General features: G+C 48.9%; 11 protein-coding genes. 10 read left to right on the top strand and 1 reads right to left on the bottom strand.

The window, feature by feature from the left end; translation table 11 throughout:
• Positions 1–316: 316 nt before the first annotated feature.
• Complete coding sequence (locus H7T88_RS28180) at positions 317–1,252, bottom strand: hypothetical protein (RefSeq protein WP_221791690.1); 936 nt, start codon at positions 1,250–1,252, stop codon at positions 317–319.
• A 409-nt stretch (positions 1,253–1,661) separates the two neighbouring features.
• On the opposite strand from H7T88_RS28180, the gene H7T88_RS28175 reads away from it, so the two are divergent.
• The 10 genes from H7T88_RS28175 (at position 1,662) to H7T88_RS28130 (ending at position 19,232) form a co-directional block, all read left to right on the top strand.
• Entirely contained in the window at positions 1,662–3,455 is a 1,794-nt protein-coding gene (locus tag H7T88_RS28175; RefSeq protein ID WP_221791689.1) for a vWA domain-containing protein, read from the top strand.
• 239 nt (positions 3,456–3,694) lie between these two features.
• Positions 3,695–7,084, top strand: coding sequence for a tubulin-like doman-containing protein (locus H7T88_RS28170; RefSeq protein ID WP_221791688.1), 3,390 nt, complete (start codon positions 3,695–3,697; stop codon positions 7,082–7,084).
• A 13-nt stretch (positions 7,085–7,097) separates the two neighbouring features.
• A complete protein-coding gene (locus H7T88_RS28165; protein WP_260511204.1) occupies positions 7,098–9,680 on the top strand; it encodes a transcription initiation factor TFIID in 2,583 nt (860 codons plus the stop codon).
• 177 nt (positions 9,681–9,857) lie between these two features.
• Complete coding sequence (locus tag H7T88_RS28160) at positions 9,858–11,141, top strand: vWA domain-containing protein (RefSeq protein ID WP_221791687.1); 1,284 nt, start codon at positions 9,858–9,860, stop codon at positions 11,139–11,141.
• Positions 11,142–11,162: 21 nt separating this feature from the next.
• Positions 11,163–11,855 (top strand): beta-mannanase, encoded by a 693-nt coding sequence (locus H7T88_RS28155; RefSeq protein ID WP_221791686.1) that lies wholly within the window; start codon positions 11,163–11,165, stop codon positions 11,853–11,855.
• A gap of 126 nt (positions 11,856–11,981) precedes the next feature.
• A complete protein-coding gene (locus H7T88_RS28150) occupies positions 11,982–13,241 on the top strand; it encodes a TRAFAC clade GTPase domain-containing protein (protein WP_090924168.1) in 1,260 nt (419 codons plus the stop codon).
• Positions 13,238–16,387: a GAP1-N2 domain-containing protein gene (locus H7T88_RS28145; protein ID WP_221791685.1), complete on the top strand. Its 3,150-nt coding sequence runs from the start codon at positions 13,238–13,240 to the stop codon at positions 16,385–16,387. The genes H7T88_RS28150 and H7T88_RS28145 overlap by 4 nt, the downstream gene beginning before the upstream one ends.
• A gap of 495 nt (positions 16,388–16,882) precedes the next feature.
• Complete coding sequence (locus tag H7T88_RS28140; RefSeq protein ID WP_090924170.1) at positions 16,883–17,767, top strand: ABC transporter ATP-binding protein; 885 nt, start codon at positions 16,883–16,885, stop codon at positions 17,765–17,767.
• A 101-nt stretch (positions 17,768–17,868) separates the two neighbouring features.
• Positions 17,869–18,687, top strand: coding sequence for a ferric iron reductase (locus H7T88_RS28135; protein ID WP_221791684.1), 819 nt, complete (start codon positions 17,869–17,871; stop codon positions 18,685–18,687).
• A gap of 65 nt (positions 18,688–18,752) precedes the next feature.
• Positions 18,753–19,232, top strand: coding sequence for a glutathione peroxidase (locus tag H7T88_RS28130; protein ID WP_090924172.1), 480 nt, complete (start codon positions 18,753–18,755; stop codon positions 19,230–19,232).
• The last annotated feature ends 10 nt before the right edge of the window (positions 19,233–19,242 follow it).

The following is a 19,242-nucleotide window of genomic DNA, read 5'->3' as shown; positions in this document are numbered from 1 at the left end:
TCCTTGTTTACGTTCATCATAGCTAGAATTCGCACAATATGAACCAGAACGACAAAACACCTCATCCTAGACCTAAGGACGGGGTGTTTTTGGTTTAAAACTTATATGATTAAAAGATGGCACGATATCTTGCTTACTAGATCACAACAATGCAGGGAAGCTCGGTGTACCGTTCGTCTATAATTAGGGAGCTGATTTGCATTATTTTACTTACGGGTTAACTGGTTATTACACGCGGTTCGCTCACTTTTTATAAATCCGAATCTGAACGTAAGCCAGTCTTGATACGATATAGACCGGCTTGTTGCACAGACGGTCACCCATGGACATCAGCATACTGGTCGCGGTATTTCTCGTTATATACCCGGCCGACGGACTCCGCGAGTCCACCGCGTGCCTTGGTTGGATAACGCTCGATCGTGTGATAAAGCCGCATAAACCGGTCTTTGGGCATGAAACGTGCATAGCGGGTGATCAGACTGGGAAACAGTTCAATATATTTGCTCTTACGCACGGCAGCGGCCGCCACGGCGGTCAGAATCTGGATGCCATTATGCAACTGTAAAATGTGAACCTCATACGTGGCGATATATCGAATCGCGTCTTCACGAATCAGTTCCGGCTTCAGCCGGGCAATTTCGCCAATATACTCGGCGAGCAGCCGCTCGAAGTTCTGGAGCAGTAGCGGTTTAAGTTGCAAGTCCATATCGCTGCGTAACACGAAAGATTGCAGTAACGCGATCTGTTGCAGACGAATCCGGTCGTTATAGATCAGGGAGCCGATCTCGCGCAACATCTCGTAGGCGAGTGCCTCGTCTTCTTTTCGCGCTTCGGCAACAAGGGCCCAGTTCCGATTGATCCCTTGGCGAATGATCTCTTCGTCCAATCGTAGCAACTGTCTCATTTCGCGCCGTTGTTCAATCTGGAATGAACGCTGCTGCAAGAAGATCAGGCCGCCGAACAGTAACAGCGTCACCGTAACAGCGATCATAGACTGGTCCAGCGTTTCACCGAAATAAGTAGCTGCGGCGCCGATCAAAAGAACAAAGAAAGCATCACGGACCATCCTGCGTTTTACTCGTGAACTTGCTTTTTCCTCTACGGTGACAAGGGTGCTACGTCCGCAGGAAGTGCACTGATCTTCCCAGAGGCAGGTATACTGCCCGCAGCGTTTGCAGATATGCAACTTTTGGTAGGCATATGTCGTTCGATAGAAAGGCCGGATGGATACTACTTTTTTCGTACTACTCATGCTCCATCACGCCCACCATTTAGAATATTGTACAGGGTACGATCCGTGTCTTCACGGGAGACGGTCTTTCGCCGATGAACCTGAAACGTGATCACCTTGATCATAACAAAAAGAAACACTATGGCGAGGCATACGTATGTAACCATAATTCCGTCCCTTTCTAAGGCTTGAAGATCAAGCGCTGTTATATTGCGGTTTGTTGGTAATAGCTATATCATATTTCCATAGTTGGAATTTGAATTCCAACAAAAGCGCTAAAATCGTCGATTTTTGTCAGACATTACAAAATTGTAACTCAGAATAGGGGTGCTTTTCAGATTTTATTAGAAGACTGTTAAGATTTCCTTAAGGCTTGACGCCTATAATAAACTATTCGCATTTTAATCTCAAACGTGAAGGAGTACAGCCCATGCTGCGGATACGCAAAAAACGCTGGCTTAGCGGAACTCTGGTTCTGCTGGCATTACTAACCCTGCTGCTGCCTTCGGCATTGCTCCCCCAAGCGGAAGCTGCCCAGGCACAAACGAGTGGAATCGACGCGGTGCTTGTAGCCGATGTCAGCAACTCGATGAATACAAGTGATCGCGACAAGATCAGTAACGAAGCGATGAAAATGTTTATAGATATGCTGCCCACCGTCGGCGATAAAGTAGGTATCGTGGCTTACACCGATCAGGTGGAGCGAGAAAAGGCAATGCTTGAGATTCAGTCTGATGCAGATAAAAGTAATCTGAAAGACTTTATCGACCAGCTTGGCAGAGGCCCATACACCGATATATCCGTAGGTGTTGCGGAAGCCATGAACATATTGAGCCATGGGGCCGACCCGTCGCACTCGCCCATGATTGTACTGCTTGCGGATGGCAATAACGATTTTAACAAAAGCAAAGGACGCACCCAGGCCGAGTCGGACGCGGATCTGGCAAAAGCCGTCAAGGATGCGCAAGCGAAAGGTATTCCAGTCTACACGATCGGACTGAATGCCGATGGCAAGCTGAACAAAAATGCACTTGCAGACCTTGCCAAACAAACAAAAGGCAAGTCGTTTATCACCGATACACCGGATGATCTGCCGCAGATTTTGAGTGAAATTTTCGCCGATCATGCCAAGCTGAATGTTGTGAAGCTACCTTCTGTAACCGGAAACGGCAGTTATCAGGAAGTTACCGTGAACGTGCCGAATGACAGCGTGCTCGAGGCCAATATTTCCATCATGTCTTCGAAGCCAGTACAGGTACAGTTAACCGATCCTTCTGGCAAGAACGTAAACCTGAATTCGAATGAGGCCAAGCTATCTACCTCCAAAAGTTATTCGCTGGTGAAGCTCTTGAAACCTCAGGAGGGCGACTGGAAACTTCGGGTAAAAGGGGCTCCCAAAGACAGCATCGATATCAACTTGCTGTTTAACTACGATCTTCAACTCGTTGCGGACCCAATTAAGACCAAGTCCTATACGAAAGGCGACAAGATCGACCTGTCAGCGAGGCTGGAAAATGGCGGTCAACCGCTACAAGATAAAGATCTGTACGCGGACATGAAGGCCACCTTGATCGTGAATGACAAGGACGCAGGCAAGAGTGAAGAGCAACCGCTGAAGAACACCGGCTCCGGTTTTGCCGGAACCTTTGAAGTGCCGGACAATCACAACTATGAACTGATCATCCGTGCAGAGGAAGACAGCTTTTACCGTGAAAGTGCACCGATTGTCATCAACGCAGGGAGCACAGGCGGAAGTCAGGCAAAACCTACAACGCCACCTGCTGCGAATGATAAGCCGTTCCCTTGGTTGCCCGTCATCCTGGGTGTGATTGCCCTGATCGTGGTGGCGGCCTGCGGTTGGTTCCTGATGGGCTGGCTGAAACGCAAAAACCGCGGCTTTGTCGGTCAGATCATCGTGGAGATTCGGGATGAGAACACTGGAGACAAATCCTATCCGCAATACAAAAAGCTGGCATCCTTCCGGGGCAAGTTCCACCTGCATCAATTGTTGCAGCTTGATCCTGAACTGAAGGAAACCGAAAAATATATATTTACTCCTGGCAATGGAGACCGATTGATCATTCGCAATACCGCAGGAGGTACGCTGGAGAAATCAGGTCGTGCGGTAGATGCAAGCTCAGGCGTTGAACTGAAGAACGGTGATCGACTGAGCATCCCGCTGCAACAGGCGGATAAAACGATTTTGATTGAGTATTTGGTGTAACGTGTTAGAGCTCAGTGAATGAGAGCTTTAAAAGACAGATTTCAATTTACACGTTAACGGAGAGGACAGAAAAAAGCTGGAGAAGCGAAGCGTTCGCCTTTATCACCGGATATCAACCTTGAAAAACATATTCAAAGATATCCGGGGATAACAGCGATCGTAAGATTATTCTGTCATCGGAGTGGCAAGTGTAAATGATATTTCTAGTCTTTTTAATTGAAATACAGGGAGGATATTGAATGAAACCGATCGTGAGAGAACATATTCAACAACTGGATGTATCACTGGGCGGAGGTATCGTCAGTGAGAAAATCAGGGTCGATACGATTGACAACCCGATTCTGATTATCGGTCTGGGCGGAACGGGAATTGACGCGCTACTGCGTCTGAAATATCAGATCAATCGTCGTTTCAAGCTGCCACAAGACCCGGTGTCCAAGAAAAAGATGGAGAAGCCGGACAACGTTGAATTTCTGGCGTTTGAAACGAACGAACAGGATCGCGCGAAGAAATACAGAGGCATCGGACTTGATCCGATCAACGAATTTGTACTGCTTTCGAATGCCGAGATTGGTGGCCTTTTGCAGAACCGCAGCGTGCTGGAGCCGTATATTACAGACTGGCTGTCTCCTGAACTGAGCATCACGGACGGTATGAACGGAGCCGCAGGGGTGCGTCAGGCTGGACGTTTGCTGCTGTTTACGAAGATCAATCAAGTCGTACAGGCCATCGATAAAAAGATCAAAACATTATCCGTTGGTACGAATAAAAAACTAATGGTATTCCTGCTCACCGGATTGTCCGGTGGTACAGGCAGCGGCTGCTTCCTCGATATTTCCTATATCGTGCGTGGCATCATTGAGCGGGATCACGGCTCTGCCGGGATTGACCGCGTCAACACGCTCGGTTACCTGTTTACGCCAGACGTGAACTTGTCCAATAAAAGCCTGAGTGAGCATACACGCGAATATATTCGCAAGAATGGATATGCAGCGCTTAAAGAGCTGGATTACTGGATGAACGTGGACAGCCGCGGTGAGCGGTTTACCCAGAAGTACGGCAACATTTTGGCCGTGAACTCACCGCTGCCGCCATTTAACCTGTGTCATCTGATCTCGGCGACGAATACGGAAGGTAAATTGCTGGAGAATGCCTACGACTACTGCATGAACGTTACGGCGGAGAACATCACCAACTTTATCTCCAGTGAAGAGAAGCAGTCGGGTGAGGAATTTGCGATCCATGACTATATCAGCAACATTCGCACCAACATCGCACAGATGAACAAAGTGTACCCGGCCAACTACGACTACAACATCATCGGTGCATCTTCGGCTGTACTGCCGATTGAAGAGATGACAACATATCTGGCCTACCGGATGTTCGACAAAATGAGCACCATGTTCTCCAAAGCACCGAATCAGGAAGATACCGAGAAGTTTGCACGTAAGCTGGGCATCGATCTCGAAAGTGTCGTCAAATCCTTCGAATCCCGCGTACCTGAACCACTACCGGGTTACCAGAACAGCGAACGTCTATCCTATGGCAACGTGGTGAAATCCCAGGTCGTCAACATGGATACGGAGCTGGAACAGAACTTCCTGGCACGTGCCCGTGAGGAATATATCAAGGCGAAGAAACAGCTTCCGGGCGAGATTGCGGGTCAGTTTACCGAGCAGATCCGGCGGATGTTTTTGCATCCTGAACAGGGGCCGTTCTATGTCTCTCGTTTGATTTATACCGAAAAAGGATTCTGTGTACTGAAAATGATTCAGTCGTACATCGAAACGCTACGGGAAAATGCATTCCGCATTCCACGTGATATTGAAGCGGCTCAGGAGCAATCCGAAGAGAAGCTGGGTGATGCGAAGAGTGCTTTTGTCTCCAAAGAGAAGAAAAAGAATGCTTATATCGAAGCGAAGATTCATGAATACTGGTTGCACGCCGATGTGGAACGCAACGACCAGATGATCGAGTTCTATGAAGATCTGTATGAGCTGCTGAATCAAGAGAACAGTCGCATTTATAACGTATTTTCCGAGACGCTGAATGCACTCAGCTCCATCTTTGCCAAGAACGGCGATCTGCTGACACGCGGCGAAGAGCAAACGGATCATAAAGGAAACAAAACCTATTATTGGAACGTGGTAAGTGTACCGGATATCGTGAGCGTGGTGGACGGGTTGCTGGACAAACGCGACACGGATGATCTGATCCGCGACTTCTCGCGTGAGCTGCTGGAGAATTCGAGCCAGTGGGTGAAGGAAAACGAGATTGATATCGTCAGCTCCATCTCTGATTTCCTGAGTGAGAAGTTTGGTGATCTCATTACTCGCTCCATGGAAGATTTCCTGGTGATCAAATATGGGAAAGACGAGTCCGTTGAGAAATTCGTGGAACGTTTTATTGCAGGTAAGCTGGATGACGAGGCCGTGCCGGTATTTAATCTGAGCAATAGCACAGGCAGTCTACATTTCCCTTCCTGGGGGTTTGTGTCCGTGCCAGCACAGGCTCCGGGTATCTTGAAAGGGATTCGTAACTACCAGAACAATGCCGTAGGCAAATCCCACTTTACTGTTAAAGAGAGCGAAGTGCGGAACCGTATTTTCTGGCTGAATACACGCAACGGGGTACCACTCTTTGTATATACACCGCTCAAAGTGTATGAAGAGAGCTATGAACGCACGATTTTGGACAAAGAGGGCATTGGACGCCATCTGGTGCAGACGGAGAAAAATAACTGGACGTACCTGCCATCTCCAATCCCGGAAAAGTCTTGGGGAGATGTGTACGAGAATGCCCGCGTGAAGCAGTATAATGCACGGGTTCGCAATGAATTCGAGCAAGCGCTCGGTTATAACATTGTCACTGCCAAATCGCAGGATGAAAATACAAGTAACCGATATGCGATTGTCACGACGAAACCGTTTGACCTGTCTGCCAAGCTGGCTGCTTACGACATGCGTCTCACATCGAACGCACCGAATCTGGGTGAGGTGAAACGAGCTGTTATGGAGCTGAAACGCCTGCAATCCGAAGGACTGCCGCGGGTGGATGTGAAGGATATTTTCGGAAGTATTAATGAAGATATGGCGAAAGAAAACCTTGTACGCTCTCCACAGCTTATCGCGCGGGTACGTGAGGAACTGGCGAAGATGAATGCAATCACTGCGAAAGTGGCTGAACTGGAAGGCATTCTCGCACAGTATCAGGATGAAGAGCAGTGGTATGATCGCTTCATCGAAGCACTCTATACAGATACGATTGTTAAAAAGGGTGCACTATACGTCTATGACCGTGATCCGGAGGAAGACGCATGGGAACCGTTCGCTAACCTGATGAAAAGCCGTAATTTCGCTGAATACGAAGTGTTTGGCAACTTCCGCGGCCTGTCCGAGAAGGATCGCAGTACATTGCTACGCAAATCCTCCCGTCGCGACAACGACCTGACCGCTTCCGAGGATATTACACCGCTCCTGAGCAAGCTGGATGATCTGGCGGCACTGTTTATGGAGTCACGTGACCGTCTGGAGTATGAACGGGTAGAACTCGCGAACGGAGAAGACATCTACCAGTTCTACAGAACGATGTCGTCGAAGCTGAACGATATTCGCAGAAGGCTGAAATAAGGTGGCTGATGGTATGAATGTACCAATGAATATGCAGCAAAAAGAAAACGGGATGCAGCACGCCTTAAAGCGTGAGCTTTACAAGTACGCTTCCCGGTACGCCGTAGAACAGGAACGCCAAGGAAGCCAAGGGGATGGACGCAGCAGCATCCATTACCCGGCGCTGTTCCTTTTTGTCGGTGATCTGGTAAAACCAGCAGTGTCCGCTGTGCATGATATTAACCAGTTGAAGTGGGATAACGAAGACGGTGTAGTATACGTACACATTGGGACAGATGATACATCGAATGAAGCCGATGCTGCAAATGCATCGAGTCCTTCGAGTCCTTCAAATGCTTCAAACACATTGAATCCAGTGGATGCAGTGAATGCAACGAATTCGTCTCACAATCAGGAGAAAGCAAAATCAGGTTACGGGGCCGAGTCATCCTATGAAAACGCTCAGGTCACGTACCACCGTTTACCAATCTCCACCTCGCATTCACAGCGGAGTTCTTCCAAAACGCTGCGCAAGGATGTACACCGTCGCTTTCACGAGTCGGCAGCGGCGCTTTTTGGATTAAATCGAATGATGCGGCGGGTAAGCAACCGTATTGCTGAATATGGACGGCTGTATTCGTCCTTTGATCGAATTTACGTAACCGTCATTACCCGGGCCGATGATCCGCTGAATGTACTGTTGCCGGAGATAACGAAGCTGGCCGAGACCATTCTGGCACAGTCTTTCAAGTCGGTACAGACGGATCTTCATGTGCTGGTTAGTGAGATGGAGCAGGTCGATTCCTTTGGATATGCCAGCGCAGCGGGACTTGCTTTTCTGCGTGAGCTCGATTACATGCAATCGTTGGATTACATGTTCAGCGGCGAGTTGCTGGTGACGGAGGACGGGATATCCATTCCCGTAACCCATCCTGCAGCGCCCTTGTTTGATCTGGTCTATGTACTTTCGGACAAAAACGAACGTGGCACCGGTGTACCTGGCGGCTGGATTGAAAATGCCGAGATCATCTGCCGCATCTGCCTGCTGAAGAACCGAAAGCAGGAGGAAAGCTATGAAGACCGGGCTGCCATCGCCAGCACGGGCGCGAATACCTACAATAATACGTCGTTTAAAAATAATATCCGTACCACCTCGGATCAGCATGGGTATGCCAGTGCAGGTTTTGCCGAGATCAGGCGGCCGAACAAACCGATCGCACTGACCGTGCTGTACCATCTGTACCGTTATCTGCTCAGCCGGATGCAACAGGAGCCAGACTGGAGCATCAAGGACAAAATGACCTTTTTCGGACTGGATGCCTCCTCCGTGGAACGTAAGGTGGAGGGGCTGTTGCCAAGCGAAGACCTCGTTAGTGGCATGAGCGGCATCATGACGCATAATCGCAGCTTTGCTGAACTCAAGCCGCTCTCTTTAAGAGAGGCTGAGCGAGCGCTATATGGAGAAGGAGCGGAAGCCTACTTCCGTGAAAATATTGTCCGTCCGGTGCAGGAACGTGTACGCGAGCGCAGTTCTTCGGGGTCGCTTCGCCGTCAGGCCGAGCAGTCTCATATGGAATATCCCGAAATAGGATACTTTCAGTGGGCTGCCTGGAGCGACGGTGAGCCAGGGAGTGTTCGTGAAGCTCTGCTCGCACTGATCCGCGACAAATCGATGCAACTCGAATCCGCACGGGCACTGATGGAACAGCGTCAGCAAGAGCGGGTGGAGGATCAACCGATCAAACGTGCGCTCTTCCGTGATAAGCAGAACGTGCGCAATCTAATCGATTGTTTACTGGAACGTGTATATGAACCCAAGGTAGACCTGCTACGGTTAGAAAATGAACTGCATTTGCTTCGTATCTACGATACGGAAATGGAAGAACTGCATCGCTACAGTCGTCAAGTTACAACCTCACTTGAAGCGCTGGAGCGTACATTGCGTGAAGTAGCGGAAGAGAGCATTGCCGCTGCTGACGAATACATTGGTCAGAACGTCATGGAGTATTACGGCAAAGTAACGGAAGAACTGATCGCCGATCTGGAGGCAAGACGGGGGCGGGAAGTATGGTTCGAAGATCGCTACATGGGAGATATGAATGAGCTTGCGATCAAAGGCAGTGACCGTTTGCTTGCACGCTTAATGGAAGTTTGCCGTGACTTGTTGCTTTCCGCGGAACCGCTACGCTTATCGTTTGAAGAGGAACTACTGCAGCGAGCTAATGTGACGATTACGTACAGGGATCGGGATGTGTTGACCCGTGATGATCTATTCCGCAGGCTGTATCGCACATTAGAAGATCAGGCCGTTGTTCGGATACGGGTGTTCGACTATACGCAAGAGCATCGGTATGAAGAGAAGTACTTTTTTGGCGACCATCACAGTGCTTTTATGGACTACGCGGCACATGCAGAGGAAACCTCGCGCATTTATAAACTGGGTATAGTCTATGAGGAACGTAGTAGCGGGGTAGAGAAGCTTAATCTGATGGGTGGTTTCCATCTGGAGGATCTTATGGTGTACCGTAATGGTAAGGTGTACTACGATTCTTATACGGAAAATGGTTATGAGCTTCACCCTGCGGAGCTAGCAGAGAAACTGTCTCCGCTTCGGTAGCGGAATGAAAGAACATATAGCACAATGCACGTTGGAAGGGGCATCCTGTTAAGGGAGTGTAGAGGTAAACCATCTTTAAGTTCAACTTGCTTAGATTAAGCAGAGGTGTCCTTCTATGTTTCGTGGGTACTAAGTCAGCCCGCTTCTGGCGGGCGTTGAGAAAGGATGCATGCAGACATGCAGCGAAAAATCAATCTTCTCCTGGTGCTGTTCAGCCTAATTGGCGGAGCAGTTGGTTTTGCGGCAGGAGAAATCATGCTGCATCAGTGGCTTGGGGAAATGCCGCGCCTGCTGCTGATGGGGTTATATTTCGGTGTGCTAGCACTTAGCGTGGGGCTGTTCTGCCTACTGGCAGAGATGATCTCACCAAGACTGAACGGTGCTTCGTGGAAGCTCAGGTATCTCAGCTTGTCCTGGAAGCTGCTTGTGCCTGCAACGCTAGCACTGCTACTGGTTGTAGGGATGGGATTGCAATTGCTGTACCAGATCAATCCGGGCGGAGCAAAACAGGTCAAAGACATCATATTGATGATTGATAATTCAGGCAGCATGAACGAGACTGATCCCAATAACGGGCGGTTTGAAGCAGCCAAGACGCTCATTAATCAGATGGAGAGCGACAAACAGGTGGCTGTCATTACGTTTGACGATCAGCCTCAACTGTTGCAGCCGTTTATTGCCGTAGATAGTGAAGCTGCCAAAAGCGAAGTGAATAGCAAAATCGACGGCATTGTCACCACATCCGGGGGGACGAATTTTGATGCGGTACTCCGGGAAGGCATGAAACTGATCGAAGGCAAACAAGATCCGAAACGGGGAACAGTCGTTATCCTGTTATCGGACGGATTCAGTGATGCTGATATCGCAGGTATTTTGCCACAATATGTACAGGAACAAGTAGCTATCCATACTGTTGGTCTGAGCTTGGTAGACCCTTCGGGTACGGATTTGCTTAAGAGCATTGCTCAGCAAACCGGCGGGATGTACTATGATGTACCTGACGCAGGTGGGCTGAATGTCGCGTTTCAGCAGATTTACGATACGATTGATGAACGTACTCTCGTGACGGAGCGTACGGGTGCGATGGAACACAGTATGTATCTGGCCATTTTCCGTGTTGTGGCTTTGCTGCTGATCGGTGTGGCGCTTGGCGTATCCCTTGGACTTGTGTTTGATAACCGTCATCTTGCACTCAGCTTCGGTGTAGGTGGTGCAGTATCAGGTTTGCTAGCCGGACTGTTACTGGAGTGGGGGTTAAACGGTTCTAGTGTGGGTGATGCTTTCGTTCGATTTGGAGCCATGCTGATCCTGTCAGGTATACTTACCCTTTTCTCCTGGATTGTTCCGATCAAAGAGAACACACCACGCAAGAGTAAAGGGCGCCGGGATGCTGGCCGTGGAACTTCTTCTGCGGAAGGATTCGGTAGGCGGCCAAGAGATACACACAGCAAAGGATTCTAACATCGGGGAGGTCAACGGAATATGCGGTTTATGAATGCAGATGCAGATCCTTCGGCTCCCCGGATTCGAAAGTTGACGCTCGCAGTAGACGAAGGTCGTTGCACACTTCGCTGGCTCTGGCCGGAGCAACTTGAGGCGGTATACGTGGAACGATTGGAACTTAATCTTATGAATACGGATCGTGTGGGTGAAGAACACGGGAGCGTTGTTGATTATGGAGACCATGTGGGCGGATCGACACAGGGCAAGCTGAAGCTGTATACGCGAGAGGAGTACAAGGCGAATAACGGGTATGTGGATCGAATGACCGGCTTTGGTGCGATTCAGTACACGGTGTACGCATGCCAGATGCATGAGGATGGGCCTGTACTGATCCGTCAGCAGGATGAAGATAATCAGGGCATTGCAAGTGCAGGCAAGGCGGATATCCGCTTTGCCATTCGCTATAAGAGCGGTTTTTTTCAGAAACGCAAGACGGTGTTGATCACGGTAACTGCTGAGGTACCTGTGCCTAAAGAAGCGCTTTGTTATGTTCGTAAACAAGGTGGCGTTCCGCTGAACAAGGACGATGGAACGGTGTATCCATTTGTGAGTGATTTTGTACCGGGGAAAAATGAAATGCCGCCCGTGGAAGTGGCCAAAGACGACTATATCAGGTTATTCTTCACGGACGGCCCCAAGTACGGAGCTGCCTATCGGCTGATATCAGATTAAACAGACATGACGACTGAAGTTGAGCTTTCAAGCGATTGGAAGGTTGTTCTGTCATCGAAGTGTACCGTGTAAATAACTCCATTTAACTTGGATGTATTTTACACAGATAAGGGGAGGGGAGTGTCTATGAGTTTTTTTAGCCGGTTTTTGAAGAGACAGCAGCCGGAGGAACGGCCGTTGTTCTACGATATCGTATGTCCATACTGCTTTAGCAAATTCTCACCGGAAGAGGTTGTGTTCCGTGCGGCTCACCATCGTGATGATGACGAGGATTATGCACTCGGAGAAGATGCCAAGCTCAACCGATATCGGGAACGCTTTGGGCTGGATACGGTATTTGATATGGAAGCTGTGCTGTCACCTTATGATGTACCGGAGGAGCACCGGATCTATTCGGATAACATTGTCATGGGCCTGAATGATCGTTACGGTGTGATGACACGCCGCCGTCTGTGCCCGCATTGTCATAATGAGTTGCCTGTAACAGCGGGTAAGGCACCAAGCAATATCATTTCAATTATTGGTGCATCCCAGGTCGGGAAATCCGTGTATATGACTTCCTTAATTCATACGTTGCAGCATTATACTGCGGATCATTTTGATGCCGCTTGTATGCCGCTGAATGCCGAGATCAGCCGCCGTTTCCGTGCGGATTATGAAGAGCCGCTGTTCGAACGAGGCGACTTGCTGGATTCCACGCAGAAGGAAAAGCTGCAGGAGCCATTTATTTTTCAGTTTGTGTTCAAGGACGAGGATAAAGCGCCGCTGACCCTGGTGTTTTTTGACGTGGCAGGTGAAGGTATGGTGGAGCAGGATTATCTGGGCTTGCACGGACAGCATATCAAAAACTCGGCAGGTATTCTGTTCATGGTTGACCCGCTTCAGATTCGTTCGATCCGGGACAAAATCCGCATTAACCTGGGTAACGAACCGGGAGAATGGACGCCGAAGTACGATGAGCCACGCGATGTGGTACTGACCCTTTTTGGTGACTTCATCGCCTATCAAGACAAGGCCAAAACCAATATTCCAACCGCTGTCGTGCTCACCAAAAGTGACATGTTACATTCCCTCAAGGACGAGGAGGGCGATTACATCAAATCCAATAGCAATGTGTTCCGCAACATGGTGCACCGCGACTCTTTCGACCTGACCGAGTTCGAGAATATCGACGGGGAGATCCGCCGTTTTATCGAGAAAGTGGACCGTCCGTTTAAAGGTACGATGGATGTGTATTTCAAAGACACCGCTTATTTTGCCGTATCTGCGCTGGGAAGTAATCCGGTAGATATGAAAATTCAGGGTGTAGTTAGTCCCATCCGAGTGGACGAGCCTTTCCTGTGGCTGCTATACAAACTCAAGTACATTGAGGGGAGAGTGGGATGATGCGTTCTACTAACACTCCGCCCATTGAACAGCAGATGTACACGAGAGAGCGGCGCGGGGTATTCCGGACAACGGAGGGGTTTGACACGGTGGCTGCATCACCGGGACTGGAACCTTCTTTTATCAAAAAAATACTTCATCCTTACTGTGTCTATGATGCTCCTGCGGAGCTGACAGGCCGAAGTGAGAAGGACGAGAGCAAGTATCCGGCTTCGATGCATCTGCTACATCTGGAGAGTGGCGAGACCATTCTCGGGCAAAATGTGTATCAGGCTGCGGATTTTACCGGCCTGCGCAGCGCGTTTTTCGCTCACAATTATGTTCTATCACCGGCAAGCTCGGAAGAATATATGAAACGTGGCGACTGGCTAGATGCCGTGTTCGCCAACTCATATGATATCGAGCAGGGTACAGAGCTACCTGCACTGGCAGCATTACCTTTAGCGACAGAAGGTGGAGCAGGACTTGGAACTGAACTGCCCGGTGGTAGCTTTGAGGCAAACACGTCACCGAGCCAGATTCTAAGCGCTCTGAAAATGGACGAGACATTGTTCAAGCGTATGCTGTATGCCGTGATGCAATCTGTGGCTGCACGTCGCAAGGTATACATAGCACTGGATGTGCCAGCAGAGGAAGTAACAGCAGGAGCCAAGGCATTGCTTCGTCTGCTGTACAAGGCATTGCCGTATGCGTTCCGACGTCAGCTTGGTTTTATGACATTTGCCAAAGAGCCACAGGCCAAGAAAGGTATTCATGTGCAATTTGTGGAGCGTGGCACACTGCGTCCCAAGGATCGAAATACGGAGAAGGATTTTACATTTGATCTCGTCTCTGGGCGTGTCACACACGCGGATGCTTCAGTTGCGAAGTTACCATACGCAGAATTTGCGTGGTTTTTGATGCAGGATCAGGCAAGGTCGGCCGAGTTTTATGGATTTGCCGATGAGATGTTGGCAGGCATGGAGCCTGGACGTGAACTTTCCATCGAAGCCTATGGGGAGCTATCTGTATTTTACAGCCTTGAACAAGGCGTAGAGGATTTATATCTGAATAACAAACATGAGGTCTTGAGCGGCTTGTTGACATATCTGAAGCCGGAGGGCGGATTACAGCAGCGTTCACGTCTGAACGAACTGTTCCTGACCTTGCTCAGCCGGGAGCTGGATAGTGTACGCCGGGAAAATGTACCCGAAGAAGTGGTGGCTTCTCGCATCGGTGAGTATTTTAGGGTCGCTGCACCAGTGGTGAAGGCCCGGATTGTGGATTATTTTATCTACGGTGTAAACAATGCACGAGCGCAGAAACGATTGCGCGCTGTGCAGGAGCTGTATACCATTTTGGATCGGGATGCTCAGTTGAATCAGGCCTTCTTTGATAAGGTGCTGGGTAATGCTTCTTTAACCAAACTGCTGTTTGAGCCATATCTGGACAATCAGCTGAAACGTACCGAAACGGCAGCAAGCGTGATTGAGCTTATCCAGCGATGGGTTACGGCTCATCCATCTGCCATCCAATCCGCTTTTTTAGTGGAACGGTCTTGTACCGAGCTACGGGAAAGACTGTGTTCTGCGCCCAATCCGGTGCAATCAGCGAACGAAGCTCTTCAACGGGTTAGCGTTTTGGACTTTATCACCGAGAGTAGTGCGATGGAATCGGAAATTACCGGATATATCGGACAAACAGAGTTTTTTGCCGATTCAGGACAGCAGGCTACAACTACGCATCCTACCAGCAAACCAACCACTCCGTCCCTTGGTAAACAACCGGTTGCATATCAGGAGGCTTTAACCAAGCTAGCTGACAAACTTGCTTATGTCATCAACCTGTTTATGATCCAGGATCTTGATCTGGAACGGGTGAATCGGGAGCAACTGTTGCAGATCGATATTTTGCAGCATGAGCATGAGGTTCGGGATTGGGCGGTACGTCAAGGCTCGGATGTCGTTGCAAGAACCAATATGATGCTGGCAGCCAGAGCATGGCTTAGCGGTGACGGTAATGCGGAAGAAGGAATGGAATCTCTCTCCCTTGCTGAGCGGGATGAGCTTCAGCGCTGGACTCGTCGCTGGCTCGCGGCAGAGCTACGGAATCAGCCCGGAACACCAGCGTATGAGGCATTGTCTCTTGCGTTTTATCGTGGGGGTAGCGGGAGTAATCGGCTTGATTATTCGGGTCTGATCGAGTTTGCACGCAGTCATATGGGGCACCCCGAAGAGATCTATACTTTTTTTGAATGGTCTGGTGCGCAGCGCATGTTTGTTCGCGGTTCTAACGCACATAAAGGATATGCAGATGCCATCATCCTGTATTTCAAAACGCATGATCGGGAAGCGTTCCGATCCAAGTCTGCTTTTAAGCCGTACTATGCCAAAGCAGGAAAAGCGCTGAAGCCGGTCTATGATCGGGCCAAAGCGGAACTTGCCTCTCCGTTCATGCGCATGTTAACAGGAAGGAAGAAAACACGGTGGATGGGAATGTTGCTGTTGTTCCTGATTCTCGGTGTTGCAGGTGGTACGTATGCTCTGATGAACAATTCATCTGAACCTGAGGTACAGCCACCGATAGATCGGGAACCTGTAGTTGCCACGAATCCAGAAGAGAAGCCAGCAGACTACATTGCTTATATTGTTGCAGAGAACAAGCAGGAAGGGTCTAAATCACCAGCCCAATTAGTCATCCGCTTTCGGAGCGAGACAGGCGGAATTCCTTTTGAAAAGGGGAACCTTCAGCTACGTATGGATGACGGAAGCACAAAGGATATCGATGTTACAGACCAGTGGGAAAGCCTGAATCGTGGTGAAGGCTCTGATACAGAAAATACAGGTCAAGGTTCAGCTGATTCAACGAGTGAAGCGGATAAGGGTGCTCCATCCGAAGTTGACAACGCGTCAACAGGCACAACAAATGAATCACCGGAGCAAAGCCAAAATAAAACAGGTGATAATTCAACCGATGAAGCTTCACCAGAGGGCCAGAATAAAACGGACACCAAGGCACCGTTAACCTTGGCAGAAGCAGATCGCTTGTACCCCTATGGCATGCAGATTAAGTTGCCAGACAATATCAAACCCGAGCATGTTGTGAGCATCCAGCAAGGTGCAGAAGGCTCGGAGATCACGATTAACCTGATGCGGGAGCCAAGTTGAATTTGTGTATTAGGCCCCATTTGAATCGGAACAGGCAAGGAACTATAAAGTGAGATTTGAGGGATGATTCTGAAACGGAGGTTTCAGAATCATCTTTTTTTGTGTAACAATTATCTTTTCTAGATGAAGTGTGCTGATGAGTTGTTTTTGTTCACAAATTAGACATATATCAATTGATTCAAATTAAGGTAATTAGGCGAGCGGTGAAAAATCGCACGGAATGACTGAGAAATACTCTCATATAATAAGTGTCATAGTAGCCATCGAGATGCTGATTTCGAGCAAAAAATGCCTTATATCATCAAAAAAATTGGGATTTTTGGTTGACAAGTGATAATGATTATCAGTATCTTTAGTGTAGCAGATTAAACAGTTTCTTTTAGAAGGTTAAAGCGTCGGAAAATTCAGAAGTAATGAATCAGAATATAATTTCAATTTCGTTGTCGTTATGATAGCCGGAATACATACCGGGATTAATGAGAGAGGGATGATCGCATGTTTCGTCTGGAGACGTCCAAGCTGGATATCGCTTATGAGGAAAGACTGATTGTTGAGGATCTGAACATTCAGATTCCCCAAGGGAAAATTACCGCACTTGTGGGGGCCAACGGTTCGGGGAAATCAACGATTCTGAAGACAATGGCACGTATTATGTCTCCGAAGGCAGGTAGCGTGTTACTCGACGGCAAGTCCATCCATAAGCAGTCTACGCGTGAAGTTGCCAAGCAACTAGCGATTCTGCCTCAGAATCCTACAGCACCGGAAGGGCTGACCGTTACAGAATTGGTTTCCTATGGTCGTTTCCCTTATCAAAAAGGATTCGGTTCCATGCGTGCAGAAGACAAACGCATGATTGAGTGGGCGATCGAAGTGACTGGCATGACGGAATTCCATGACCGTCCGATCGATCAGTTGTCCGGCGGACAACGTCAACGTGCGTGGATCGCTATGGCACTTGCACAGGAAACAGATATTCTGTTCCTGGACGAGCCGACAACCTTCCTCGATATGGCTCACCAGCTTGAAGTATTACAGTTGCTGGAGCATCTAAATGCCACTGCTAATCGTACCATTGTGATGGTCGTCCATGACCTGAATCATGCATCTCGGTATGCACAGCATATGATCGGCATCAAGCAAGGTAAAGCCATTGCAGAAGGTTCCCCAGTTGAAGTGATGACCTCAGACGTGCTGCGTGAAGTATTTAACATTGAAGCCGACATCGTTATGGACCCGCGCTCCAATGTACCGCTCTGCTTGCCATATGCGCTCGCTGGCGAACGTCCAAAACCAGTTGCTCCTGAAACCAAGGTAGTGAACAGTGCGATGGTTCATGCGGCAGGTCGCGCCGAACATCGTGTGCAAGCAACAGGCAGTTAAAATAAACGAGCTGGATCGGATGTGCGATCCTGAATTATAGAAATGAAGCCGCTGTGCGCTGTTAGCACGCGGCTCATTCGCATTCACAGGAGGTTTCATTAATGAGCGCAATCAATTACACCTGGCTTGAACAATATGCACGTATTTCGAGGAATCCCATTTTGAACTCTGTTTACGCTGCACCTCTGGCTTCGTTAAGGGACGCAGAGCAGGCAAGAGATATGCTAACAACATATAACGAACATTTGCGTGCAGATAGCTTGCAAACCGCAGCGGTGTATTTCATGCATTCCGTTCGTGGTTTGCTCTTGGGTATACATTACCTAAACGCGATGTGTGACAAGGTGCTGGATATTTCTCTGGATAATATTCGATTACAACTCACGCTGCAGGACGGATATCCCGCATTTCATTTTCAACTGCTAGATGACGCTGAAAAGGCTCATCCAGCGCCCCCCGTCAACGACGAGCACCACTCAGCGGTAGCTTCTACATCTACACGTCAGGCGATGCTTACAGCTTATTACGGAGAACAGCTTCGGCCTTTAATTGAAGGAGTGGCACTGGCTGGCGGGGCGAATACAGGTCAGATGTGGGCACAGCTTGCGTCGATCCTGAGATGGTTCAAAACGCTGGCTGTTCAGATGGAGATTACAGATCAGGAGCGAGAAGCTGTTATTCAGGGGTATGAGCATGTCATAACGATGCCACCGGAAGTTCTGGGATTACGTAAAAATCTGTTGAAATTCAAGCCGGTAGAGATAGACAGCCCGTATCAACCGGGGGAGAAGATCTTAATGAAGTCAACATGCTGCCTGTATTATAAGGTGGACGGGGGTCAAGATTATTGTTACACGTGTCCCAAACTGAGCAAAGCTGAGCGGCAAACTCGATATGAGGCGATTGTAGCTTCCCGGTAAATTTGAAGTTCACACTTGAACACGTTTATAATTGGGATATTACGATCTCATAGGAGGAATTAGCAATGTCCGTATATTCGTACAAGGCGGTAACCACCGCAAATCAGGAAGTGCCGCTGGATATGTATCAAGGCAAGGTGCTCGTTATTGCAAACACAGCGAGTAAATGTGGATTGACCCCGCAATACGGTGAATTGCAGAAGCTCTATGACCGTTATCGTGATCAAGGCCTCGTCGTACTCGGATTTCCTTGTAACCAATTTGGTGGGCAGGAGCCGGGAACAAGCGAAGAAGCTGAATCTTTTTGCCAGATTAACTACGGCGTTAATTTCCCGGTCTTTGCAAAAGTAGATGTGAACGGAGAAGAGGCTCATCCCCTCTTTCAATATTTGAAAGAACAACAGCCCGGATCAGGTGAAACCAGCGATATTCAATGGAACTTTACCAAGTTCCTTGTAAACCGCGAAGGTGAAGTTGTTGGCCGCGTTGAACCGAAAGAATCACCAGAGTCCATGAGTGCAACGATTGAGCAATTGCTCGGTTAATGTGCTACAT

Source organism: Paenibacillus cucumis (ex Kampfer et al. 2016) (assembly GCF_019748695.1).
GTDB classification, from domain to species: Bacteria; Bacillota; Bacilli; order Paenibacillales; family Paenibacillaceae; genus Paenibacillus; species Paenibacillus polysaccharolyticus.
This window is presented reverse-complemented; position numbering and strand designations above follow the sequence as displayed.

Excerpts from the sequence above, each read along its gene's own strand:
- H7T88_RS28180 (WP_221791690.1), bottom strand. The coding sequence starts at position 1,252 with ATGAGTAGTACGAAAAAAGTAGTATCCATCCGGCCTTTCTATCGAACG.
- H7T88_RS28175 (WP_221791689.1), top strand. The coding sequence starts at position 1,662 with ATGCTGCGGATACGCAAAAAACGCTGGCTTAGCGGAACTCTGGTTCTG.
- H7T88_RS28170 (WP_221791688.1), top strand. The coding sequence starts at position 3,695 with ATGAAACCGATCGTGAGAGAACATATTCAACAACTGGATGTATCACTG.
- H7T88_RS28165 (WP_260511204.1), top strand. The coding sequence starts at position 7,098 with ATGAATGTACCAATGAATATGCAGCAAAAAGAAAACGGGATGCAGCAC.
- H7T88_RS28160 (WP_221791687.1), top strand. The coding sequence starts at position 9,858 with ATGCAGCGAAAAATCAATCTTCTCCTGGTGCTGTTCAGCCTAATTGGC.
- H7T88_RS28155 (WP_221791686.1), top strand. The coding sequence starts at position 11,163 with ATGCGGTTTATGAATGCAGATGCAGATCCTTCGGCTCCCCGGATTCGA.
- H7T88_RS28150 (WP_090924168.1), top strand. The coding sequence starts at position 11,982 with ATGAGTTTTTTTAGCCGGTTTTTGAAGAGACAGCAGCCGGAGGAACGG.
- H7T88_RS28145 (WP_221791685.1), top strand. The coding sequence starts at position 13,238 with ATGATGCGTTCTACTAACACTCCGCCCATTGAACAGCAGATGTACACG.
- H7T88_RS28140 (WP_090924170.1), top strand. The coding sequence starts at position 16,883 with ATGTTTCGTCTGGAGACGTCCAAGCTGGATATCGCTTATGAGGAAAGA.
- H7T88_RS28135 (WP_221791684.1), top strand. The coding sequence starts at position 17,869 with ATGAGCGCAATCAATTACACCTGGCTTGAACAATATGCACGTATTTCG.
- H7T88_RS28130 (WP_090924172.1), top strand. The coding sequence starts at position 18,753 with ATGTCCGTATATTCGTACAAGGCGGTAACCACCGCAAATCAGGAAGTG.